Raw genomic sequence first — 24,176 nt, 5'->3', positions numbered from 1 at the left:
CGTGCGACCTGGCGGATGTTCAGCTGAGGCGGCGGACGAGGATATCCGAGTCCGCATTGCGACCGACCGAGACGAATCCGTGGTCGTGATACAGACGAGCGGCACCGTTTCCGTCTTCGACTGAGAGACTCACGGCTTGGAAACCGCTCATCTTCGCCAAGGTGCACACAACGTCGAGGAGCATGCCGCCGATCCCCTGCCCCTGATGATCGGGAAGCACGGCAATCGAGAGCTCCGGAATGTCAGCGGCCACCCATCCGTAGCCGGTGAAGGGAGCGGCATCGGTCTGGCCTGTGCTGCTGTCGAGGTCTGTGCCCGAGTGGCCGCTGGGGACTGCCTGTACGTCGGCACCTGCGCCTTCGTTGGCTCTCGACGACCTCCCGATCACAGACTCGATCTCAGCCAATCTCAGCCACGCCAGGCCCACGATGCCGGTTGAGGAGTCGCCCTCGTCGGCGCTGCGGGGTTCGGGAGCTTGAGCATACGCCGCCACGGCGATGTCCCCGTTCCGCCCCCACCCCTTGAAGTAGAACCCAGCGTCTTCCCGCTCGAGCAGTTCGGCGACTTCAACACGGGGTTTGTCCATCGACCAGTTGAAGCACAGGTCGAGGAAAGGCAGGAACACATCCTCGGAAGCGTCGTTCCGCAGTGGACGAATACGTGCGCTCAGCCCGGTCCCGCGCTCGAACCGCGCCCCAGCCACGGAGGTGGCGGACTTCTCCTCCGCCTCGGTGGTGGACTGCGCCCCAGCCTCGGCGGAGCCGTCCCCACCTGACTGCGCCCCAGCCTCGGCGAGGTTCGGATCGTCGTTCTGGTCCGTGTTCCGTATGACGTTCATGAGATTCCTTTCTCGACCGCGCGATCGATCCAGCCTCGGTTGCGAACCCGCCATCCCAGAGTCAGGGCCCGGAGCCCGACGAACCCGATGCAGAACGCCGCCCAGAGCCCCAAGGCACCCGGCCAGAAGGCGATGATCGGAACCAGCAGGATCGCATACCCGCCTACAGCAAACAATTGTGCCAGAGCGAGGTACCGCGCGTCCTCGGCTCCCATGAGGACTCCGTCGAGGACGAATACATAACCTGCCAGCGGCATGCTCAGCGCGAGCACCGGCAGGAGACCGGCCAGCATTGCGACGACGGCGGGGTCCGATGAGAACGCGCGCGGGATGATTCCGGCGCCCGCGAAGAGCATCAGTCCCACGACGACCCCGAAGCCGATGCCCCAAATGCACAGGCGTCGATTGATCGCGGAGACCGAGTCCGCGTTCTTCGCTCCCAGCTGCAAGCCGATCATGGCCTGACCCGCGATGGCCAGCGAATCCAGGGCGAGCGCCAGCGCGAAGAAGATGCTCTGGGCAACTTGGATCGCGGCAAGCTCGGTCGTGCCCATTGCTGTGGCGAGGAAGACGAGGATGATGAGCGCGGCGCGCAGCGAGGCGTTGCGGACGAGGAGCCAACCCGACGTCTTCGCGGAGGCGAGAACCCCTGACCAGTCGGGACGGAACGTGGCGTGGAATCTCTTCGCCGCGCGGATCGAGATCACTACGTACACAGAGCACATGCCCGCTTGCGCGATGACTGTACCGATTGCCGAGCCCGCGACTCCCATGTCGAGGCCGTAGATGAAGAACGCGTTGAGGCCGATGTTGGCGATGCAGCCGGCGGCCGCGACGATCAGAGGCGTGCGCGTGTCCTGAAGTCCACGCAGCAGGCCTGTGGCGGCGATGACGACCAGCATGAAGGGTAGCCCCCACCACGATATCGCCAGATAGGAATGGGCTCCAGCCGCGATCTCGGCGCTGGGGTCGAAGGCAGCGATGAGCGGTCTGAGGAGCGGCAGTCCCACCACAAGCAGAACCACAGACGTGCAGAGCGCCAGCCAGATCCCGTCGAACCCGGCATTGATCGCACCCGGGCGGTCCCCGGCACCCATGTGCTTGGCCACCCGCGGAGTCGTCGCATAGGCGAGGAAGATCATCAACCCCAGCACGGTCTGCAGGATCGTCGATGCGATGGCGAGCGAACCAAGGGCACCAGCACCGAGGTGGCCGACCATGGCCGTGTCAGACAGGAGGAAAATGGGTTCGGCAATCAGGGCTCCGAGAGCCGGGAGCGCCAGTCGGAGAATGTCCTTATTGATCGATGCCACGACCCGAGTCTAGTTGTCCTGACCTGGTGCACTGACCTCTTGCCCTGGTCGGGTGCGCTGCTCAGATACGGCGGTCTGGTGCGCTGACCTGTTGCCCTGGTCAGGTGCGCTGACCTGTTGTCCTGGTCAGGTGCGGCGGTCTGGTGCCGCGGTCTGGTGCCGCGGTCTGGATGGTCAGGTCAGGAGGTCTGGTGCGGCGGTCAGGTGCGCTGGTCGGTTGCGATGGTCTGGATGGTCAGTCCGGGAGCTTGGTCAGGACAGTCGGCTGGCATGGCCCGTCTAGGCGGCAGGTCAGGTCAGTCGGCTCGCACGGCCTGTCTGGGCGGCCGGTCAGGACTGTCGGCTCGCAACGTACCTGCGGTCGGTCAGTCGGCCACCTTCCGGTCCGGCAAACGAAAGGCACCGGACGCGGGTCGGTGGGTTGGTACTTGCGAGTGACTTTCCGACCATCTCAAAAACAGGCACCACAAAAAACACGTCTCGTGTCAGTGGCGAATGAGACGATAACACCGTAAACGAATAGATTTCGTATCTACGATGGTCCACTACCATCATTCTTCATCCATCCGCAGAATATGGCTTTTATTATTTGATCGCTTGACCTAGTTCTGTTCTATATTTAATCATATTTCTATATCTTTCCGTCCCTCTCAGCAGTATAATTGAGAGAGACACCATCACACCGAAGTGATCCCGCAGTCCAGTGGAAAGGAGGCGGCACCATGAAACTCATCGACGACAGCACCGTCGGAAACAGCTGGTCCCAACCGCATGCCGATTCCACCAACCCATCTTCGTCCAGTGGACGCGGACTTGAACTCGCCGATGATTCTCCGCTTGCCGACCTTCTATCCATCTACACGCACAGCGACCGAGCACAGATTGCCGCTCTTGCCGCGACAAGCGGAATCTTCGCCAGGGAAGTCGTCCATTATCTCGGCCTCGCCAGCCCTGATTTGGACGAAGCCTACGACTTCGCTTCGCTCGCAGAGACCGTTCAACGTCATAGCACTCGCGAACCCGGACGAAAGAAGTCGCCGACTAGTACATGCGATTCGAAACCAGCCTCCGACAGAGAATCACCTGGAGACGCATGGACAGGAAGCGTCGACTATTCGACGTCCACGGCTGGTGACGAAGCACCTGGATCTTCCTCCACCGCACCGCATGTGGGCCGATCCGGTCGGAAGAAGGATCGCAGCGCAGGTCGCCGATTCCGTCGCGAGCAGAAACGGTCACGCGAAAACCCTGATCCCCTCCCGGACTTTCCCGGCTTCGCCCTCAACTCCACCTTCAACGGGTGGACGCATCAATTCGCGATGCCGGACGACATCAGTGAATACTCAACTCTCCTCGGCGCCACGACTGCCGGTACGTACAAGCACATCACCTCCGCGATGACACTCGTCCACGGACTTCCCCAGTTCCACCAACGCTGCATCGACGGCGACTTCACCATCGAACACGTCATATTCGTGACCCGACGTTGCCGCGATGTCGAATTCAAATACCTGCCGACAATCGACGACTACCTAGCCAACCGACGCGCCGACATTACGATCGACACCTTCAAACGGTCGCTCGCACTCAAGATCGCGGCAACCCAGCCAGCTGTTGAGACGCTCGAAAAGGTGTCGGTTCGCCGCCGAGTGGATATCAGCACCGGCGACGACGGCACCTCGTATCTGACCCTGACAGGTCCCGCTCCCGAGCTCCATGCCTGCTACAGAAGAATTGAAGCCTTCGCTCGCGCTGTATACAAAGGCAACACCGCGGCCTTCGGCGACCAGCTCAACCCTGGCGACGATTTCGAAGATACTCGTGGCATCGATGCCCTGATGTTCGACATCCTCACCCGAACTCGCCCACAGTTGAAGCTTCGAGTCACCAGCCACAACACATCGACCGGTGGCACGTCGACCACAGACTTCCCCATCGACGAGTTCTTCGTGCGCCCCGACGGGGTACCAACGTCAGATGCGGATTCTCTACTCGACTTCATCGACCGCACCTTCGGAAAGATGCCTGAGGAGCAGAATTCCAAAGCGCAGAATTTCGAAGAGCAGTCGGCGAAGAACGCAGGCACCTGTACTACGGAACCCTCAAATCAGGCCCAGCCGTCAGAGGACCAGCCGCCCGAAGACCAGTCGCCTCCGGCCCAGCCGCACGAAGACCAACCGCTTCCGGCCCAGCCGTCAGAGGACCAGCCAGATAAGGAACAGTCCGATACCAAATTCGCCTGGCCCCACAATGCGCGCCTGACTAACGCACTCTTGAACAGCAGCACCAGACCCAGCGGCGCATTCGGCAACGACTTCAAGTCCGAGCCGGCGGATCGGGACGGCAATTCACCGAGTTCAGTCACCTACGAAATGCTCCTTGAGATGCCCACTGGCGAATACTGGCTGGCCGAGCAGGCCCGGACGACCATTACCGTTCCGATGCTGACCATGTTGAACCAATATCTCGGACAACCAGGTGCCGGCGGCATCAGCAATCCTGCTTGCGACGTGGAGGGAGTCGCCCCGGATCGGCAACCGAGCGAAGACGCTCACAGCAGTGAAGACGCCACGACCCAGGGCACCGGTGCGTCTCAAGCGAAGACACAATCTCGGCAGCCACGCTCAGCCGGCGAAGGTTCATCGGCAAATGTATGCGACCTCGCCGGAATGCTGCCGGACGGCTCCCCACTCCCCGCCGACATGGCACGCAGACTCGCGGGATATTCGTCAACGTGGACCAGGATCCTCACCGATCCTGCAACTGGAACGCCACTCGATGCGAAGGCAACCAGCTATACGATTCCACGATCTGTCCGTCAGACACTCACCGCCCAGTGGCTCACCTGCACTGTGCCCGGTTGCACCAGGCGTGCAGAGACTTCTGAAGTCGATCACATCGAACCGTTCAACCACGACGAGCCTGACCATGGCGGACTTACCCGCTTCGGCAATCTTCACAGCCTGTGCAAACTCCACCACCAGGCGAAGACAGACAACCGATTTTCAGTGACAATGACGGATCCGGGGCGACTTGAGTACGTCTTTCGACACGGCATCACCGCTGAGGTACTCGCTCCCGACAACCCGATCAACGTCGAGCACGCACGACTCTTCCTCAAATACTTTGCTGAAGCTGCAACAATGCCAGCTGCAGCATCGCAGAAAACATCCTCAAGTGAGTCTCCATCCCCCGACGCACAGCGGGCCGATTCACCGACAGTCCCAACAGCGCCACCCGACTCACCACCCCAACCAGGAAACGAAAGCTTCAGCGGACAGAGGAAGCGAGCGCGCTCATGTCCCGAGCCCGCTGCCGAAGATGGCCGCCCCGGATGGTGCGAATACGTTGACCCGTTCGCCGACAGCACTGAACCTGATCACACCGATCCAGACGCCCCAAGTTCAGACGCCCCAGGTTCAGACGCCCCTGGTTCAGAAAATATCCAACCGGGCAATGTGAGTACAGGCAATTTCGCGCCTGATGATTCCGGCTCAGACAGTCCGGACTCAAATGCTTCAGCTACTGGCCCCGCGGGTTCGAAAGACTCAAGTTCCAACACCTCAAGTTCTAACACCTCAGGTTCTAACACCCGCACTTCGATCCCTAAGGAATGGTTCTGGGACACAGGAGAGCCCCCGCCCTTCTGATGATCGGACCCACATCAATATGTGGGCCGAACATCAGTAAGCCAGCGGGGGCTGTCCTTAGCCGAAGTGAGGGTCCTGCGGTCAGCAGACCTCGAACAAGCCGGCAGCGCCCTGTCCGCCGCCGATGCACATCGTCACCACAACGTACTTGACACCACGACGGCGCCCCTCGATCAGCGCATGGCCGACCAGGCGAGCACCGGTCATTCCGTAGGGGTGACCCACTGAAATGCCACCGCCGTCGACGTTGTACTTCTCAGGGTCGATGCCCAGGCGGTCTCGGCAATACAGCGCCTGGACAGCGAACGCCTCGTTGAGCTCCCACAGCCCGATGTCGTCGATCGACAACCCCTGGGTCTTGAGCAGCTTCGGAATTGCGAACACCGGGCCGATACCCATCTCGTCAGGTTCGCAGCCCGCAACAGCCATACCGCGGTAGATGCCCAAAGGCTCCAGCCCGCGGCGGCTCGCTTCCTCGCCCGACATCAGCACAGATGCAGAAGCTCCGTCAGACAGCTGTGAGGCATTTCCTGCCGTGACGCTCGGGACCTTCGATGCTGCACCAGGCTGAAGCACGGGGTTCAATCCCGCCAGGCTCTCCAGAGTCGTCGACGGGCGGTTGCCCTCATCTTGTTCAAGGGTGACCTGCTGCTTCGAGGTCTCTTTGGTCTCCTTATCGACGACGATCTTCGTCGTCGGCAGCGCCACGATCTCGTCGTTGAACCGACCGGCTTCCTGAGCTGCTGCTGTCCGCTGCTGCGAGCTGAGGGAATACTCGTCCTGAGCCTCACGGCTGATGCCGTATCGCTCCGCAACAACCTCGGCGGTGGCGAGCATCGGATAGTAGACGCCCGGAACGTTTTCAACCAACCATGGGTCCTGCGCACGGTACATGTTCATCTTGTCGTTCTGCACCAGGGACACAGACTCGACACCGCCGCCGACCGCAATCTCCTGACCATCGACGAGGATCTGCTTGGCGGCAGTGGCGATCGCCATCAGCCCGGAGGAGCACTGACGATCGATGGTCATGCCGGGGACCGTGGCGGGAAGCCCGGCACGAAGTGCACCCTGGCGTCCGATGTTCGTACCCTGGCTCCCCTGCTGGAGAGCGGCGCCGAGGATGACGTCCTCGACTTCGCCACCCTCAAGACCGGCGCGCTTGACCGCATGAGAAATTGCATGCCCCGCCAGTTCCTGAGCCTGGGTATCGTTGAAGGCCCCCTTGTAGGCCTTGCCGATGGGGGTTCTGGCTGTCGATACGATGACCGCTTCACGCATGATGATTCTTCCTTCTTCTCAAATGTTCTGACGACGATCGAGCACGGATCAGCCTCGAGGACCGCCGGCAACGTAGATGACCTGTCCGGACACGAACCCGGCTCCTTCTGACGCCAAGAACGATGCGGTGTGTGCGATATCCGCAGGCTGGCCCGTTCGCGCGACAGGAATCTGCTGAACCGCGGCTTTGGTGAAGTCCTCGTAGTCGACTCCCATGCGTTCGGCAGTTGACTTCGTCATGTCGGTTTCGATCAATCCGGGCGCAATTGCGTTTGCAGTGACTCCGAACTTTCCGAGCTCGATCGACCAGGTCTTCGTCATGCCCTGAATACCGGCCTTGGCCGCCGAGTAGTTTGTCTGTCCGCGATTGCCCAGGGCCGAAGTCGAGGACATGGAGACAATGCGACCGAACTTCGCTTCGACCATGTACGACTGCACAGCCTTGGTCATCAGGAACGATCCGCCGAGGTGAACGGAGAGGACCTTCTGGAACTCCTCGTGGGTCATCTTGAACAGCAGGTTGTCCCGCAGGATGCCCGCGTTGTTGACCAGAACGGTCGGCGCGCCCAGAGTCTGCGCCACCTTCTCCACCGCGGCCTGGACCGACGCCTCGTCGGAGACATCCGCCTCAAGCCCGAGCCCCTGGACTCCAGCGGCCTCGATGGCTTTGACCGATTCTTCCGTGGGGCCCATATCGAGAACTGCGACGTTCATTCCATCTGAAGCCAGCCGCTGGGCAATGGCTGCTCCGATTCCGCGGCCGCCGCCGGTGACGATTGCTGTCCGAGTCATAGAAAATCCTCCGAAACGATGGTTCGTGATTGGTTTGCAGCGAGAGTGATGCACCTCACCCGCCGTTGCTCCCACTCTAGACCACAAATCCCACTGAACGATTGATTGCTCAGAAAATGGATCACGGACAGGAATGACAGCCGGGGCCACAACACGCTCCCCTAAGCACGACAAGCTTTCATCCACCGCTGAACCGGGAATGAGTTTCTCATCCAGCCCACCATGTCAGACCGGTCGTCGAACCAAATTCACGAACGTTCAGATAATGCATCGGATATGATTGACATCACATTCGAAGATTGGATAGGTTCCTTATAGCCCGCTATCGATCACTCGATCAGATCGTGTTCGGGTTCCTGTTCCGGCGTCCTGCCGACCTTTAGGAGCACCGTTGCTCCGCCCCACTTTTCAAAGGAGAAAAGATGAACTCAGTTCCGCGTAGGGTAGGCCGTCCCATTCTGGCGACTGCCGTCATGGGAGTACTTGCGTTGACCGCCACTGCCTGTGGATCAAGCGGTGGCTCCGACTCCGGCGACGCCGAAAGCGTCGTCATCGGTTACACAGGCCCATTGAGCGGCGGAGGCGCCGCGTATGGCGAGAACGTCAAGGTCGGTCTCGAAATGGCCGTTGACGATCTCAACAAGGACGGACTGGAAGTCGATGGGAAGAAGGTGACCATCGAACTCAAGTCACTGGATGACAAGTACGCGCCGTCGACAGCGGCCAGCAACGCGCAGCGCCTGGCAGATCAGGACAAAGCACCGGTCGTCGTGTCCCCTAACGCCGGAGCTATCAAAGCAATCCAGCAGATCAACAACGGTCGATCCAAGTTCATGATCTCCGCGTACACCTCGGATCCGGCAATCGTGCAGTCCGACAACCCGCTGACGATGATGATCCCGCCCAACTTCGAGTCGTATGCCAAGCCCTTCACCGAGCAGGCTATGAAGCACGGCGGCAAGAAACTCGCCCTGATGGGCACCCAAAGCGAATACGGCCAGCAATGGACGAAGTCCATCACTGATGCCTGGAAGAAGGCCGACGGTGAGATCGGCAGCGACAACAGCATCGACTACGCCACCGTGTCAGACTTCGCTGGACCAGTCTCCAAGGCACTCGCTGAGAAACCGGACTCGATCTTCGTCGGCGGCCCCTCACAGCCGACGGCACTGATCATGGAAGAGGCCAGAAAGCAGGGCTTCAAGGGCAGCTTCCTCGTCATGGACCAGGCCAAGCTCGACGAAATGGGGACGGTGACCAAACTCAAGAACCTGACGAACGCGGTCGGCGTGCTCCCGGTCAAGGAATACGAAGATCCCGGCACGCAGGACTTCCTCAAGAAGTTCGCTGAGAAGACCAGCAAGGACAAGGTCGCCACCAGCGAAACGGCGCTGAACTACCAGAGCATGGCCATCATCGCCAAGGCCATTGAACTTGCGGGCACCACCAGCGATCCGGAGAAGATCCGGGCGGCTATACCGGATGCGCTCAGCAAGGTCGATGACAAGTACAAAGTCAACGGCTTCCCGACCGAGATCTCTGACCAGGGGCATCTGAAGAACCCCGAGCTGGAAGCGACCTACCTCAACGACGACGAGAAGTTCGAGAAGTTCCCGGTCGAACAGGTATCCGACTCCAAGTAGCCGCTACAACCGGCACCGCCGGCAGCGTCTCCGCCGGCACCGCCGGCATCGCCGCTACATCTGGCAGCGCCGCTACAGCTGGCACCGCCTTCGGTGGCAACCGGCTCTCCCGGCCTTCCCCGGCTGAAACCGGCATCTCTCCGGGTGGGGTATGAACGTCATACCCCACCCGCTCTCGCCTTGACGCCTTATGAGGACTCACACAAATGACACTTTTCATCCAACAGCTCTTCAACGGGTTTGCGTTGGGCGGCGTGTACTGCCTGGCCGCCATCGGACTGACGCTGGTCTTCGGCGTACTCCGCATCCCCAACCTGGCGCATGGTTCGCTCTATATGCTGGGCGCCTATGTCACATACTTCTTCCTCACCACAGTCGGAGTGCCGTATGTGGCGGCCATCGGAATAGCCGCCCTCGTCCTGTTCTGTCTCGGAATCCTTCTCGAACGGCTGGTCTTCCGCCCGCTGCAGAACTCACCTCACACGCACCACATGATCGCAGCGATCGGCGCGATGTTCTTCTTCCAGGCGGTGGCACAGGCTATCTGGGGTGCTGACTTCCGTCGCATGGAGACTCCGATCTCCGGAAGTCTGCACATCCTGGGCGCAGAGATCTCAGCCCAGCGCATCGTGATCATCGTGACTGCGGTCGTCGTGCTCGCGCTGCTCACCTGGTTCATCAAACGCTCGATCCACGGACAGACCATCGAGGCGACTGAGCAGGACCGCACCGGCGCCGCCCTCGTCGGCATCAACCCCAGCATGGTGGCCATGCTCACGTTGGGCCTGTCTGCACTGTTGGTCACCATCGCCGCCGGCCTGGTGGCACCGATCAACCTGCTTTCACCCACGATGGGTGACTCGCTCAACCTCAAGGTGTTCGCAATCATCATCCTCGGCGGTCTGGGCTCCCTGCCCGGCGCCATCGTCGGCAGCTTCGTCCTCGCTATCGCCGAGACGATGACCTCGACCTATATCTCGTCCGCGGTCGGCGAAGTCATCGCCTTCGTCGTTCTGGTGGCGGTGCTGGCGATCAAACCAACAGGCTTGTTCTCAAAGGCGGTGCAACGATGAACGGACTGAAGAATCCACGCGTCATCGGCACCCTCGTTGTCCTGCTTCTGCTCGCCCTGACCCCTGTGGTCTTCGGCAACGAGAACTACATCATGCGAGTGGTCACCGTCGGGCTGTGTTCGGCTATCGCCGTATACGGCATGAACATCATCCTCGGCTTCACTGGACAGCTTTCTCTTGCCCAGGGCGGCTTCTTCGGCATCGGAGCGTACGCAGTAGGCCTGCTCACCACCGACTATGACTGGTCGTTCTGGTCTGCGTTCGCTGCTGCGGTCGTTGGCACAGCCGTCATCGGCTACTTGTCCGGACTGATCGCGCTGCGCACGAAGGACGAATACTTCGCCATCTTCACCATGGCCATCGGCTTCATCATCTACCTGACGATCAGTCGCTGGGAGTCGGTGACGCACGCGCATTCGGGAGTCAACAATGTGAAATTCCCCGAAGGCGGCGGGATCCTCGACTTCAGCACCCCGACGGCAATGTTCTATCTCGTTTTCGTCGTCCTCCTCGTCACCGTGTACATCACCTTCGCGATTCGTCGTTCGAGCGTCGGCCGCACACTGCTGACGATCCGAACCAGCGAAGACCTGGCAGATGCCATCGGAGTCAGCGTCGGAATGAGCAAACAGCTGGCGTTCGCAGCCTCAGCGGTGTTGGGAGGTGTCGGCGGCGCCTTCTATGCCACCGTCGTCGGCTTCATCGGACCCGATGCGGCATCAGTGGACAAGACCTTCGAGTTCCTGATGTTCATCCTCGTCGGTGGAATGGGAACCGTGGCCGGGCCACTGGTCGGAAGCATGATCGTGACGTATCTGTTCGAGTTCTTCCAGGACTTCCAGGCCTACCGCTTCATCGTTCTCGGACCGATCATCATCGCTCTTGTGATCTTCGCTCCCCGCGGCATCGTCGGATACCTCGGCGGTTTCGTCGACAAGCGCAATCGGAAGAAGAGAGTCGAAGCGGCCCGCAGCGAAGCGAACTCGAAGTCGTCTGCGCCTCATGACACCACGGACGCCTCGGCGTCCACCCATGCCGAGAGGACCAAATGATGCTGCTCGAAATCCACGGTTTGGGAAAGCGCTTCGGCGGTCTCGACGCCGTCAAAGATGTCGATCTCGACGTCGAGGCCGGCCAGATCACGGCAGTGATCGGCCCCAACGGCGCCGGCAAGTCAACGCTTTTCAACCTCGTCCATGGCTTCTACCGCCCCACCTCGGGGACGGTGACATTCAACGGTCGCAACATCACCCAGTCGTCTCCGCACTCGACCGTTGCTGATGGAATCGCACGCACCTTCCAGACGACTCACCTCTTCGATGACACGACTCTGCTGGAGAACGTCCTGGCCGGCCGCATCGTCCGCTCGAAGTCCAACGTCTTCGACGCGATATTCCATACCCCTCGGCATCGTCGCGAGACCAAGATCAATCACGACACTGCGCTCGAGGCACTCGAATTCTGCGGTGTCTCAGAGTACCGGAATGACTTGGCTTCCAACGTGCCGCAGGAAGTGCAGAAGCGAACGGCTGTCGCCATGGCACTGGCGACCGAGCCGGAGCTGATTCTGCTCGACGAGCCTGCCGGTGGAATCCCTGAAGAGGAGACCACCGACTTCGGCAACCTCATCCGGTCTCTGCCCAAACGCGGGGTATCCGTGCTGCTGGTGGAGCACAAGATGTCGATGATCATGGACCTGGCCGACAAGATACTCGTGCTCGACCACGGTCAGAAACTGGCCATCGGCACACCTGAGGAGATCCAAAGCAATCCAGACGTGATCCGGGCCTACCTGGGATCCGCCAAGGATGAGGAGAACTGATGCTCACTCTGAACAATGTCAGCGTCGGCTATGACGCCATCGATGTCCTCCACGGTGTCAGCATCACGGCCAAGCCCGGTGAGCTGACAGTGATACTGGGGGCCAACGGCTCAGGAAAGACGACGCTGTTCAAGACCATCAGCGGTCTTCTGCGCGCTCGAACTGGAACGATCGAGTACAACGATCAGGCTATCCAGCGGGCTCGGGCGAATTCCATCGTCAAGCGGGGAATCGCGCATTGCCCCGAAGGTCGGCATCTGTTCGGCAAGATGTCGGTGGAGAAGAATCTGCGGTTGGGCACTTATCCGCACCGGAATCGGGCCCGTACGGAAGAAATCCTCGCCGAGGTGCTAGATCTGTTTCCGATCCTAAGGGAGAAGGCATCCGACCCTGCCGGTTCGCTCTCGGGCGGGCAGCAGCAGATGGTCGCGATCGGGCGGGCTCTGATGTCCGATCCCAGCCTCCTGATCCTGGATGAGCCGTCCATGGGTCTGGCTCCGATTGTCGTCGATCAGGTACTCGAATCAGTCGCCCAGATCAACAGAAATGGGATCGGGGTCCTCCTCAGTGAGCAGAACGCCAAAGCCTCCCTCGCGATCGCACATCGAGGATACGTTCTGGCTGAAGGCCGCGTGGTACTGGAAGGCGATGCCGATCAGCTGCTGCACAACCCCGATGTGCAGGCCGCCTACCTCGGTCTGTGAACGCACTGGCCTCCTAAGCCTGCGTTCCCAACCTGGCGGCGCTGCCGTGCGATTGCGAGAGGCAGACGAAGCGCCGAGGTGATCGTTGAGTGCTCATGGAACGCGGAGGTGATCGTTGAGTACGCATGAAGCACCGAGGTGATCGTTGAGCACGCCGAGGTTATAGCGAGGGGTGGCGGCATTGCCGAGGCGATTGAGCCGAGGCTTGCCCCACCCCTCGTGCCGCTTCACAGCGTCCACGAGCAGAAATTCGCGACTAGAAATTAGAGCGTGGAAATGCCCGCGCGTATGTCTGCCCGGGCCTGAGCCGGGTACTGCAGATCATTCGAAGCGGGACACGTCTCCGGAACCGACTCGGGCAACTTCTGGGAATCGACCGGTGAAATCGATGACAGAGGTCGGTACGACGCCAGGAACACCGGACTCGATGACCACATCGACGTCGTTGCCGAGCTGTTCCATCACGTCATCAGCAAGAGTCAACGGATCCTCTGCTCCGGGCAACAGCAGGGTCGACGACAGGATGGGCTCCCCCATCGCCTCGACCAGCGCCAGAGCGGTCACGTTCTGCGGGATGCGGGCACCGACCGAATGCTTCTTCGCATGCATCATCCGTCGCGGCACCTCTTTGGTGGCCTTCATGATGAAGGTGTAGGGCCCGGGAGTCATCGACTTGATTGCTCTGAAGTCCGAGTTGTCGACGATGACGAACTGTCCCAACTGGGCGAAGTCATGACACATGAGTGTGAAGTGGTGCTTCGAATCGAGCTGTCGGATTCGAGTGATGCGCTCGATCCCCGCCTTGTTATCCAAAGCACAGCCCAATGCGTAGCACGAGTCCGTGGGATAGGCGATCAGTCCCCCATCGCGCAGGGTCTGCACGGCCTTATCGATCAAACGGGTCTGCGGATTCTCAGGATGAATATTCAGTAGTGTCGCCATACTTCATGCTAACCACACACGGTGCCGGTGGCGAGCGAATCGCGCGACATCTTCCATCGCAATCCCGCCGGGGCGAGTCGCCAGCTCTGAATCAGGGCCTCAAACGGATGCTGATCTTGAGCAGAGCCTTACTCTGAGTCCCGCCCTGAACCAGTCTCGGCGTCAGACTCAGCCGCAGACTCCGCGGCAGCCGCAGTGTCTCCGGCAGCCGCAGACTCTCCGGCAGCCGCGGACGGGGTATCTGCCCCAGAGTCGGATGCGGCACCGGTTCCAGCGCCGGAGCCGGAGCCGGAGCCGGAGCCGGAGCCGGAGCCGGCTGCAGTTGCAGCGACAGAACCAGTTGCAGTTGCAGAGCCAGCACCAACGCCAGCGCCAATATCAGAGTCGGAGGCGACCTCCGCCGCATCGGCTGTCGATCGGGGTCGAGCCGTGTCCGGGTCAGAAGCCAAGAGAATATTGACCCACCTGGCGCGTGGATCGGCGTCGACGAGAAATGCCTTCAGGAGCAGCGTCGCGGGCAGAGCCAGCAGAGCTCCCAGCCACCCGAGGACCCACACCCAGAACAGCAGCGACAGGAAGGACACCAATGGCGTCACACCTACTGACTCGCCGGTGAACTTCGGTTGGATGATCGCCTGGATGACGAAGTTGAGCACGCTGTAGGCGATGACGACCCAGAGCGCCGACTGCCAGCCCCCATCGACGAGAGCGAGCAGCGCAGGCGGCAGGAGACCGATGACGAATCCGATGTTCGGAATGTAGTTCGTCAGAAACGCCAGTACGCCCCACACCCAGATCAGCGGGACATCGATGATCGCCAACGCGATGACATCGAGAACAGCCACAATGAGACCGAAGATCGTCGCCACGATCCAATAGCGGCGGACACCACTGGCGAAACCGCCCATCGCTGATGCCAGCGACGGCTTCTCAGCGACGAGCAGCCGCATTCGTTTGTCGATTCCCATCGAATCCATGGCAACGAAAAACACAGCCATGATCACGGTTGTCAGCAGTCCCGCGACCAGCGACACATTGGTCAGGACCGGATAGATCGCATCGATAACAGATCTGACGTTGAACTGCTGGAACTGCTGCTGAAGCACCGAGGATGTCACCCCGATGTCCGACAAGAAGGACAACGAGCTCTGATACGTCGCCACCAGTTTGTCGCCGTAGCTGGGAATCAGGATCACCAGCTCGGCCACCGACCACGCCGTGAGTCCGAAGAAGCTCAGGATCATGCACAGCACGAGGACTACCGACACGCAGGCGCCGATCGCACGCGGCACCTTCAGCCGGGTCAGATACTTCTGCAGAGGGTAGACAACGATGTAGAAGTTCAGTGCCAGGAACACCGGGGCGACGATGTCCTGCAGTCCCCTGAAGAACATCAGCGCATAGGCGAACCCGGCAACCGTCAGAGCGATGATGAGCGCCCGGGCCGGCGGTTTCGTATGCCACGGTCGCTGCGCCTCGACCACCTGATCTTCGTTGTTCACTCAACGTCCTTGTCGTTCACTCAGCGACTCCACCAGATACGCAGCGTCTCCGCCGCACACCCAGACTCACCGCACCAGATTCAGCACAATCGCCAGCTCACCAGCCCGGTTGCCGCCGGTTCACCATCCCGGTTGCCGCCAGCTCGCCGCACCAGATTCAGCACAATCGCCGATTCACCAGCCCGGCTGCCGCCAGCTCACCAACGCACTTGTCACCGGCTCAGCACCCTGGCCGAACCGATGACAACCCCACATTCACTCAGCGACGCTTGCGCTTCTCGCGAATGCGCATCGATACTTCGATCGGAGTTCCGGTGAAGCCGAAGGTCTCGCGCAGTCGCCTGACGATGAACCGACGGTAGCCCGGATCGAGGAATCCAGAGGTGAAGAGCACGAACTTCGGCGGCCTGGACTGAGCCTGCGTCCCGAACAGGATTCGCGGCTGCTTGCCACCACGCACCGGGTGCGGGTTCGCCGCAACCAGCTCGCCGAGGAACGCGTTGAGCCGTCCTGTCGGAATGCGCATGTCCCAACCCTCAAGGGCAGCTTCCATAGCAGGCACGAGCTTCTCGGCATGCCGTCCGGTCTTCGCCGAGATGTTGACCCGGGGTGCCCACGCCACGTGAGCGAGGTCGCGCTCGATCTCGCGTTCGAGGTAGTAACGGCGCTCGTCGTCGAGGAGGTCCCACTTGTTGAACGCCAACACGATCGCACGACCGGCCTCGGCAGCCGTCGTCACGATCCGAACGTCCTGCTCGCTCAGCGGTTCCTGGACCTCGAGAAGGACCAGAGCCACCTCGGCTCGTTCCAACGCCGTCTGCGTCCGCAGTGCAGCATAGAAGTCGGCGCCGCTGGCCTGGTGGGCACGACGGCGGATGCCTGCGGTGTCGACGAAACGCCACTGCTTCCCGCCGAGCTCGATGAGCTCGTCGACCGGGTCACGAGTGGTTCCGGCGACATTGTCGACGAGCACGCGGTCGGAGCCGATCAGCTGGTTGAGCAGCGAGGACTTGCCGACGTTCGGTCGACCGACCAACGCCACCCGGCGCGGTCCGCCCTCTTCGATCCGAGTCTCAACGCCCGATACCTCGGGCAGGATATTGAGCACCTCGTCGAGAAGGTCTGCGACTCCCCGACCGTGCAGCGCGGACACAGTCCACGGCTGCCCCAGGCCCAGGCCCCACAGCTCGGCGGCCATGAGCTCACCGCGTTCGTCATCGACCTTGTTCGCAGCGAGGATGACAGGCTTCTTCTTGCGCCGCAGCATCCGCACGACCATCTCGTCGGTCGCAGTCGGCCCGGTCGTCGCATCGACGACAAGCAGGACGGCATCAGCCATGTCGACGGCGACCTCGGACTGGATCGCGATTCGCGACGCCATGCCCTTCGAGTCGGAATCCCAACCGCCGGTGTCGACGAGGCTGAACTCCTTCGTGTTCCACTCCGCGCGATAGCTCACGCGGTCGCGGGTGACACCGGGAACGTCTTCGACAACAGCTTCGCGCCGGCCGAGGATCCTGTTGACAAGGGTCGACTTGCCGACGTTCGGCCGACCGACGACGGCCAGCACGGGGTCGGCTCCCCTCGTCTCCTCTTCTTCGGCCTCGAACCCGTAGGCATCGAGCAGCGCCCGGTCCTCGTCTTCGAGGTCATAGCTCTCAAGTCCGGCCTCGAGGGCGGTCGCCCTCTTCTCCGCCTCTTCATCGCTGATGCTCGAAAGACGCTCGACCAGGTGATCGTCGGGTGCTTCGTGGAATTCTGGTTCTGTCATTGTGAGTCCTTCACCAGCGTCAGCACCGTCTCGACCACCTGGTCGAAGTCGATGTCGCTGGTATCGAGTGTGTAGACACCTTCAGAGGCTTCGAGGAAGCTCGTCGTCGCGGAGTCCTTGGCGTCACGGCCGGTGACCAGTGACTGTGTGGCGGCGATCGCCTCGGCGTCGGCATTTCCGTGCATTTCCTTGGCCCGGCGGGCCACGCGCACGTCATCACGGGCGGTCATCAGGATGCGGACCTCGGCGTCGGGAGCGACGACCGTCGTGATGTCACGTCCTTCGACGACGATGCCCTCGGGCGCCGCGGCGATGATGGTTCGCTGCATGTCGATGAGCTCTTCGCGAGCATCGATGACGCCGGAGACCGTCTGAACGTTCTCGGAGACTTCGGCTTCCCGGATCTCCTCGCTGACGTCGATTCCGTCGACGGAGACGAAGAACTCGTCCGGGTCGGTCGAGATCTCCAGATCGACGCCCCGCACCTGTTCGAGGACATCAACCGGGTCGGTCACGCCCCGGTTGAGGCACAGCCAGGCCATTGCCCGGTACATGGCACCCGTGTCGAGGTAGTGGTATCCCAGCCGGCGGGCGACTTCTTTGGCGGTGCTGGACTTGCCCACTCCGCTGGGTCCGTCAATGGCGACGACGCTCATGCAATTCCTTCTTTCTCGATGGCTGATTCGGGAATCTGCCATCCCTTCGACAACAAACCGATTTCGAGCTCCTGCTGGGTGGCCGGCACCACGGAGACATCGACGATTCCGAGCTTGCGACCCGGTGAGTGATCCATCCGGAAGTCCTCGACGTTGATGTCCAGATCACCGATGTCCTTGAACAGCCGCGCGAGGGTCCCGGGCGTATCCGGAACCAGGATCGTGACAACAGCATATTTGGTCGGCGCCTGCCCGTGCTTGCCCGGGATCCGATCATGTCCCTCATTGCCCAGCGCGATCGCCTTCGCGAGCTCCCCGGTCGACCCGGGGCCGAGCTCGAGTGCCGTGATGACATCATCGAGTTCCGTGCGCAGATCCACGAGGACCGAACGGACCTCCTCGGCGTTGCCCACCAGGATCTGCGTCCACAGACGCGGGTCCGAGGCAGCGATCCGAGTGACGTCTCTCAGTCCCTGACCGGCCAGTGCGACCTCCTCGAGCGGCGCATGGCGCAGCTGCGAGGCGACCAGCGATGCGACGACCTGCGGCACGTGGGAGACCTTCGCGACCGCGGCATCGTGGATGCGCGGGTCGAGATGGATGACCGAGGCACCGGTGGCCTCCGCCAGGGCGATGACCTCGCCGAGGCGGTCCGACGGTGTGTCCTCATCCGAGCAGATCACCCATGGTCGGGCGGTGAACAGATCCGACCGAGCCGCGATCGCCCCGGACTTCTCCCGACCGGCCATCGGATGACATCCGATGTAGCGGGCGAGGTCAGAGGCCGAGACGAGCTCGCGCACCGACTCGAGGAGTCGAGTCTTGACGCTTGCGACGTCAGTGACCGTGGCGTTCGGATACGTAGCCAGTGCTGCCGCGATGACTTCAGCGGCCACGTCCGGAGGCGTGGCGACCACGACGACATCGGGATCGTCGTTCACATGGGCAGCGGCAGATGGCGTGGCGCTGTCCGGCGCGGTGCTGTCCAACCCTGTGTTCGCCGGCGCTGTGAACAGCTGTGCTGTGTCCGCGACCAGCTCGCCAGCCCCGAGGTCGGCGGCCAGCTGCTGTGCAGTCGGCGACGTGTCCTCGAGGGTGACGTAGTGATTCTGTGCACTCAGCGCCAGCCCCAGGCTCGCGCCCAGAAGACCGGTGCCGATGATGTGGACTCTCACAAGCCGACGGCCTCGAAGAGCTCGCCGATCTCGTCAGAACGCAGCGGGCGGATCTTGCCCTGCCTCTGCTCGTCCAGGGTGATGGGACCGAACTTGGTCCGCACGAGGCGTTCGACCGGGTGACCGACCTCTTTGAGCAGGCGGCGCACGACTCGGTTGCGGCCCGAGTGCAGCGTCAGTTCGACGACCGATTTGCCGGGAGTCGAGTCGACGAGTTTGAACTGGTCGACCTTGACGAACCCGTCATCGAGATCGATGCCAGCTTTGAGGCGTGAGCCCACGTCCTTGGCCAGCTGGCCCTTGACCTGAGCCAGGTAGGTCTTCGGAATCTCATAGCGCGGGTGGGCCAGTCGATTACTCAGCTCCCCGTCGTTGGTGAGCAGGATGAGACCCTCGGTCTCCGTGTCGAGGCGTCCGACGTGGAAGAGCCGCTCGGTGCGGTTGTTCACGTAGTGGGCCAGGCACGGGCGGCCGTCGGGATCGTCCATCGTCGAGACGACGCCGGCCGGCTTGTTGAGCACGAGGTAGACCTTCGCGGTCTGTGTCGAAATTCTCATCGCATCCACGTACACGGACTGCGTTTCCGGGTCGATTCGGGTGCCCAGCTCCGTAACCAGGGAACCATCGACCTCAACGCGACCGTCGAGGATGAGCTGCTCACACGCACGACGCGAGCCCAGACCCGCCTCGGCGAGGATCTTCTGCAGCCTCACACCGTCGCTGACATGGGCGTCAGAGGCCGCGCCCTGACTGGACTTGGCACGTGTGGTGCTCTTGGAACCGGTGCTGGCCCGCTGTTTTCGGGTCGGTCGGTTCTGGCGCCCGCCAGGCGCTCGGGGATCACGATATGGACTCATGTAGTCCATTCTCTCAAATCAATCGCCATCTCGTGACATCTCATCGTCGTGATCGGACATCTCGGCGTCGACCGCGGCCAATACTTCGGTGTTGTCGGCACCCAATTCCGCCACATCGGCATCCTCGGGCAGGTACGGGGCGATCTCCGGGAGATCGTCGATGCTGTTCATTCCCAGCGCATCGAGGAACTGGTGCGTGGTCGTGTAGAGCAGCGCCGAGGTGGTCGCTTCCTTCCCCGCCTCGACGATGAGTCCGCGCAGCAGCAGGGTCCGAATCACGCCGTCGACGCTGACGCCGCGGATGGCTGCGATGCGTGGTCGTGAGATCGGCTGGCGGTAGGCGATGACGGCAAGCGTCTCGAGTGCTGCCTGGGACAGCTTCGCACTCTGGCCCGAGGTCAGGAAGTCTTTGACGATCTCGTGGTAGTCACCGCGGGAGAAGATGCGGAAGCCGCCCGCGACCAGCCGGATCTCGAATCCGCGCTGCCGGTGATCCTCGTCTCCGTCGTAGTCGGCCTTGAGCGTCGCAATCGCCTCATCGACGGTGTCCTCGTCGAGGCCGAGGGCGCTGGCCAGCTCGGCCGCGGAGACCGCGGCATCGCTGATCATGAGCACCGCTTCGATCCCGGCCAGAATTTCGTCGTCGATCATCGCGGTTCCTCTTCTCGTGCGTCAGGTCCGGCGTCTGCGGCTGGTGGTCCGGCGTCTGGCCCAGCGTCTGCGGCGTCTGGCCCAGCGTCGGCCTCTGATGGTCCTGCGCTTGGGTCGTCGCTCTCATCATCCTCGGCGCTCCACTCCCCCTCGGTCCGCAGGTCCACTCCGTCGATGGTGGATTCGGTGCGGGAGATGAGGAGAGGCCCGAGCGGTTCGTCCTGAGCGAAGTCGCAGAGCCCGACCTTGAACAGTTCGAGCAGTGCCAGGAATCGGGCGACGACGACCAAGGTGTTGTCCGCAGTGTCGAGCAGCTGCTGGAAGTCGAGATCGCCGGTCCGCAGCAGACCGAGGATGTGTCCGCGCTGCTCGGAGACGCTGACCAGCGGCAGGTGGATGTGGTCGACTGCGACGCTAGGCGGCGTGTGATCACGTTGGAGGACGGTTGCATACACTCCCGCAAGCTCCCCGGGACCGATGTGCAGCTCGAGTGGTGGGAGCACGTCTTGGAACTCTTCCTCGAGCCCGACGCTGCGGGGTGCTCTGACCGATCCGGCAGCCATCGCGTCGGCGAAGAATCTGCTCACCGATTTGTAGGCGCGGTATTGCAGAAGCCGGGCGAAGAGGAGATCACGGGCCTCGAGGAGCTCAAGATCAAGCTCGTCCTCGCCCTCTTCGTGCGGCAGCAGACGTGCGGTCTTGATGTCGAGCAGGGTGGCCGCGACGAGGAGGAACTGGGAGATCTCGGCGAGACTCGCCTTGTCCTTGAGCTCGGTCGTGTAGGAGATGAACTCATCTGTCACCTCGGCGAGGGCGATCTCCGTGACGTCGAGACGACGCTTCGAGATCAGCCCGAGGAGCAGGTCGAACGGACCGGAGAAGTTCTCCAGTTCGACCTGGAACCCCTCGTGCACGGTCTCGCTCAGGGTGCGCCTCCGCGGGCGATGAGCTCCCTGGCCAGACGCCGATACGCGGCCGATCCTGCATGTTTGGGCGCGAAGCTCGTGATCGGCTCGGCCGCGACCGAGGCATCGGGGAACTTCACAGTGCGGTTGATGACCGTGTCGAAGACCTTGTCGTCGAAGGCTTCGGTCACGCGTGACATGACTTCCTTCGAGTGCAGGGTCCGCGAGTCGAACATCGTGGCGAGGATTCCGTCGATCACCAGTGACGGGTTGAGCCGGTCCTGGATCTTCTCGATGGTTTCGACGAGCAGTGCCACACCGCGCAGCGCGAAGAATTCGGTTTCGAGCGGGATGATCACGCCGTGCGCGGCGGTCAGCGCATTGACGGTGAGCAGGCCAAGGGACGGCTGGCAGTCGATGAGGATGACGTCGTATTCGTCGGCGACCTTGGACAGCACCCGCGAGAGGATCTGTTCGCGGGCGACCTCGCCGACGAGCTGGACCTCAGCGGCGGACAGGTCGATGTTGGCCGGGAGGATGTCGATGTTCTCGAAGTCGGTGCTGACGATGACCTCGTGCGGGTCCATACGGGGGCTCATCAGCAGGTTGTAGATGCTGATCTCGAGATCGTAGGGGTTGACACCCAGGCCCACCGACAGCGCGCCCTGCGGGTCGAAATCGACCAGCAGCATCTTGCGTCCGTAGGCGGCCAGCGACGCACCGAGGTTGATCGACGACGTCGTCTTGCCGACGCCGCCCTTCTGGTTGACCATTGCGATGATGCGGGCGGGCCCATGAGAATCCAGCGGTGCCGGTTCGGCGAAATCCTGCTGCTCGGCTTCAGCTGATTTCGCATTGGGGATATCCAACGCCTGTTGCGTATTCATCACTCGGATGGCCACCTTTCGTTGCTCTTCGATCCAACCCTACCGTGCCCTGGGGTGCGAGGTCGCGTACACCTCGCGCAATGTTTCCTCGGAGACTTTCGTGTAGATCTGCGTCGTCGTCACCGAGGCATGTCCGAGCAGCTCCTGGACCACCCGAATGTCCGCCCCACCCTCAAGCAGATGCGTCGCGAACGAGTGCCGGAAGGTGTGCGGAGAGACATCGGCGGTCAGCCCGGCAAGCTCACCGGCGTCCTTGACGATCTGCCACGCGGTCTGACGCGACAGCCGGGTCCCCCGCGCATTGAGAAACAGTGCTCCTGCCGGGGCACTCGTCTTCGCCTTCGCCGCCATGCTCGGCCGCACGCGTGAGACCCAGGATCCCAAGGCGTTCGAGGCGTGGGAGCCGAACGGAACGATCCGTTCCTTCCCGCCCTTGCCGTAGAGGCGGACCAGGGAGGTTTCTAGGTCGAGATCGTCGAGGTCGACGCCCACGGCTTCCGAGATCCGTGCGCCGGTGGCATAGAGCAGCTCAAGCAGGGCCGCCGCCCGGATCTGAGTCGGCTCCTCCCCCGCCGTCGTCGCGAGCATCGCCTCGATGTCGTCGAGGGACAGTGCCTTCGGCAGTCGCAGCCCCTCCTGCGGCGGGCTGACGTCCGAGGCCGGATCCGTGCTGGCCAGTCCCTCTGCGAGGGCGAATCCGTGGAATCGGCGGACGGCGACGAGCGCACGGGCTCGCGTGCGCGGTGCCAGATTCGCATCGAGGAGGTGCAGCGCGAAGGCTTCGATATGGGAACGATCGACCTCGCCGAGGCTGCTGATCCCGGACTCGGTCAGCCAGGTTCCGTATCGGGAGAGGTCACGGGCATACGCGTCGATCGAATTGCGTGAGAGACCGCGTTCGAACCTCAGCGACGTCAGGTACGACTCGAGGGCACGGGTGAGCTGAGCGGGGAGGTCCGGAAGAAGTTCGGCACCGTGCCGAGCCATCGTCGCCGCCTCAGGCCTGCGAGGAGTCTGATGCGGACGAAGCTTTGCGTTCGCGTCCGTCGACCAAGCGCCGAGGCGCGTCCACGCTGCGTGTCCGTGTGGGCTCACCGGCGGCTTCCGCCCGCAGAACCCGAGCCACCTGCAGAATCGCCAGCTGAGCGATGGCGTTCGTGATCTCGCCCGCGCCGAGAGCATCAAGTGCCTCATCGAGCGTGGCCCACCGGTAGGCGAATCCGGCTTCCTCTTCGCTGCGTTCGTGGCGCTCGGCTTCGGCGATGAGTTCGAGATCGCGAGCAAGGTAGAGACGAATGGTCTCGCTGCTGCCGCCCGGGGACTGGCTGGAGTCCGACAGCACTTCCCACCGCGAAGCACGCAGGTCGGCCTCTTCGGCCAACTCACGCTTGACGGCGTCGAAGGGATCTTCGCCCGGAATGTCGAGCAGACCGGCCGGAACTTCCCACAGCCTGGCCCGGACCGGGTGCCGGTACTGCTGGAGGAGCAGGATTCTGTCCTGCTCGTCCACACAGGCCACTGCCACTGCCCCGGTGTGGTCCATCATGTCGCGGACGATCCCCTTGGCCTCCGGAAGGTCGAAGGTCTCGCGCCGAATGTTCCATACCGCGCCGTGGTAGACCACGTCAGAGGCTGTGATGTTCGGGTCATAGACCTCGTCGTGCAGATCGCTCATGCGAGCCCTCCCGCTCATCGAATTCGGTGGTGTCATCGA

At 62.1% G+C, this 24,176-nt stretch carries 21 protein-coding genes; 6 read left to right on the top strand and 15 right to left on the bottom strand.

Features of this window, described 5'->3' with window-relative positions; all coding sequences use genetic code 11:
* Positions 1–19: 19 nt before the first annotated feature.
* Both MPN20_RS01855 and MPN20_RS01850 read right to left on the bottom strand, forming a co-directional pair.
* On the bottom strand, positions 20–838 hold the full coding sequence (locus MPN20_RS01855; RefSeq protein ID WP_242778789.1) for a GNAT family N-acetyltransferase: 819 nt from the start codon (positions 836–838) through the stop codon (positions 20–22).
* Complete coding sequence (locus tag MPN20_RS01850) at positions 835–2,151, bottom strand: MATE family efflux transporter (RefSeq protein WP_242778786.1); 1,317 nt, start codon at positions 2,149–2,151, stop codon at positions 835–837. The genes MPN20_RS01855 and MPN20_RS01850 overlap by 4 nt, the downstream gene beginning before the upstream one ends.
* 722 nt (positions 2,152–2,873) lie before the next feature.
* Here MPN20_RS01850 and MPN20_RS01845 point away from each other — a divergent pair.
* A complete protein-coding gene (locus MPN20_RS01845) occupies positions 2,874–5,801 on the top strand; it encodes an HNH endonuclease signature motif containing protein (protein ID WP_242778783.1) in 2,928 nt (975 codons plus the stop codon).
* An 81-nt stretch (positions 5,802–5,882) separates the two neighbouring features.
* Here the strand turns inward: MPN20_RS01845 and MPN20_RS01840 are convergent, their stop codons facing one another.
* Positions 5,883–7,082: an acetyl-CoA C-acyltransferase gene (locus tag MPN20_RS01840; protein WP_242778780.1), complete on the bottom strand. Its 1,200-nt coding sequence runs from the start codon at positions 7,080–7,082 to the stop codon at positions 5,883–5,885.
* 48 nt (positions 7,083–7,130) lie between these two features.
* Positions 7,131–7,874, bottom strand: coding sequence for a 3-oxoacyl-ACP reductase FabG (gene fabG / locus MPN20_RS01835; RefSeq protein ID WP_242778777.1), 744 nt, complete (start codon positions 7,872–7,874; stop codon positions 7,131–7,133).
* A 422-nt stretch (positions 7,875–8,296) separates the two neighbouring features.
* Between fabG and MPN20_RS01830 the strand changes: the two genes are divergently transcribed.
* From MPN20_RS01830 to MPN20_RS01810, 5 genes are all read left to right on the top strand, one after another.
* Positions 8,297–9,517, top strand: a complete 1,221-nt coding sequence (locus MPN20_RS01830) for an ABC transporter substrate-binding protein (protein WP_242778774.1) — start codon at positions 8,297–8,299, stop codon at positions 9,515–9,517.
* 206 nt (positions 9,518–9,723) lie between these two features.
* Positions 9,724–10,590, top strand: a complete 867-nt coding sequence (locus tag MPN20_RS01825; protein WP_242778771.1) for a branched-chain amino acid ABC transporter permease — start codon at positions 9,724–9,726, stop codon at positions 10,588–10,590.
* The gene (locus MPN20_RS01820) at positions 10,587–11,642 is read left to right on the top strand and encodes a branched-chain amino acid ABC transporter permease (RefSeq protein ID WP_242778768.1); all 1,056 of its coding nucleotides are present in this window, start codon (positions 10,587–10,589) and stop codon (positions 11,640–11,642) included. The genes MPN20_RS01825 and MPN20_RS01820 overlap by 4 nt, the downstream gene beginning before the upstream one ends.
* On the top strand, positions 11,639–12,412 hold the full coding sequence (locus MPN20_RS01815; RefSeq protein ID WP_242778765.1) for an ABC transporter ATP-binding protein: 774 nt from the start codon (positions 11,639–11,641) through the stop codon (positions 12,410–12,412). Before MPN20_RS01820 ends, MPN20_RS01815 begins: the two co-directional genes overlap by 4 nt.
* Positions 12,412–13,116 (top strand): ABC transporter ATP-binding protein, encoded by a 705-nt coding sequence (locus MPN20_RS01810; RefSeq protein ID WP_242778762.1) that lies wholly within the window; start codon positions 12,412–12,414, stop codon positions 13,114–13,116. The genes MPN20_RS01815 and MPN20_RS01810 overlap by 1 nt, the downstream gene beginning before the upstream one ends.
* 321 nt (positions 13,117–13,437) lie before the next feature.
* Here the strand turns inward: MPN20_RS01810 and MPN20_RS01805 are convergent, their stop codons facing one another.
* From MPN20_RS01805 to MPN20_RS01755, 11 genes are all read right to left on the bottom strand, one after another.
* On the bottom strand, positions 13,438–14,058 hold the full coding sequence (locus MPN20_RS01805; RefSeq protein WP_242778759.1) for an L-threonylcarbamoyladenylate synthase: 621 nt from the start codon (positions 14,056–14,058) through the stop codon (positions 13,438–13,440).
* Between the two features lie 128 nt (positions 14,059–14,186).
* A complete protein-coding gene (locus MPN20_RS01800; protein ID WP_242778756.1) occupies positions 14,187–15,560 on the bottom strand; it encodes an AI-2E family transporter in 1,374 nt (457 codons plus the stop codon).
* 259 nt (positions 15,561–15,819) lie between these two features.
* Positions 15,820–17,331 carry a ribosome biogenesis GTPase Der gene (gene der / locus MPN20_RS01795; protein ID WP_242778753.1) on the bottom strand — a complete coding sequence of 504 codons (1,512 nt, stop codon included), beginning with the start codon at positions 17,329–17,331 and terminating at the stop codon, positions 15,820–15,822.
* On the bottom strand, positions 17,328–17,987 hold the full coding sequence (gene cmk / locus MPN20_RS01790; RefSeq protein ID WP_242778750.1) for a (d)CMP kinase: 660 nt from the start codon (positions 17,985–17,987) through the stop codon (positions 17,328–17,330). Before cmk ends, der begins: the two co-directional genes overlap by 4 nt.
* Positions 17,984–19,162 carry a prephenate dehydrogenase gene (locus MPN20_RS01785; protein ID WP_242778747.1) on the bottom strand — a complete coding sequence of 393 codons (1,179 nt, stop codon included), beginning with the start codon at positions 19,160–19,162 and terminating at the stop codon, positions 17,984–17,986. The genes cmk and MPN20_RS01785 overlap by 4 nt, the downstream gene beginning before the upstream one ends.
* Positions 19,159–20,019, bottom strand: a complete 861-nt coding sequence (locus MPN20_RS01780; RefSeq protein ID WP_347566786.1) for a pseudouridine synthase — start codon at positions 20,017–20,019, stop codon at positions 19,159–19,161. The genes MPN20_RS01785 and MPN20_RS01780 overlap by 4 nt, the downstream gene beginning before the upstream one ends.
* 18 nt (positions 20,020–20,037) lie before the next feature.
* The gene (scpB, locus tag MPN20_RS01775) at positions 20,038–20,670 is read right to left on the bottom strand and encodes an SMC-Scp complex subunit ScpB (protein ID WP_242778744.1); all 633 of its coding nucleotides are present in this window, start codon (positions 20,668–20,670) and stop codon (positions 20,038–20,040) included.
* Positions 20,667–21,584: a ScpA family protein gene (locus MPN20_RS01770; RefSeq protein WP_242778741.1), complete on the bottom strand. Its 918-nt coding sequence runs from the start codon at positions 21,582–21,584 to the stop codon at positions 20,667–20,669. The genes scpB and MPN20_RS01770 overlap by 4 nt, the downstream gene beginning before the upstream one ends.
* An 8-nt stretch (positions 21,585–21,592) precedes the next feature.
* Positions 21,593–22,462: an AAA family ATPase gene (locus tag MPN20_RS01765; protein ID WP_242778738.1), complete on the bottom strand. Its 870-nt coding sequence runs from the start codon at positions 22,460–22,462 to the stop codon at positions 21,593–21,595.
* 39 nt (positions 22,463–22,501) lie between these two features.
* On the bottom strand, positions 22,502–23,449 hold the full coding sequence (xerD, locus tag MPN20_RS01760) for a site-specific tyrosine recombinase XerD (RefSeq protein ID WP_242778735.1): 948 nt from the start codon (positions 23,447–23,449) through the stop codon (positions 22,502–22,504).
* 10 nt (positions 23,450–23,459) lie between these two features.
* On the bottom strand, positions 23,460–24,137 hold the full coding sequence (locus tag MPN20_RS01755; protein WP_242778732.1) for an NUDIX hydrolase: 678 nt from the start codon (positions 24,135–24,137) through the stop codon (positions 23,460–23,462).
* Positions 24,138–24,176: the final 39 nt, after the last annotated feature.

The organism is Brevibacterium sp. ZH18 (assembly GCF_022748595.1).
Classification (GTDB): Bacteria; Actinomycetota; Actinomycetes; order Actinomycetales; family Brevibacteriaceae; genus Brevibacterium.
This window is presented reverse-complemented; position numbering and strand designations above follow the sequence as displayed.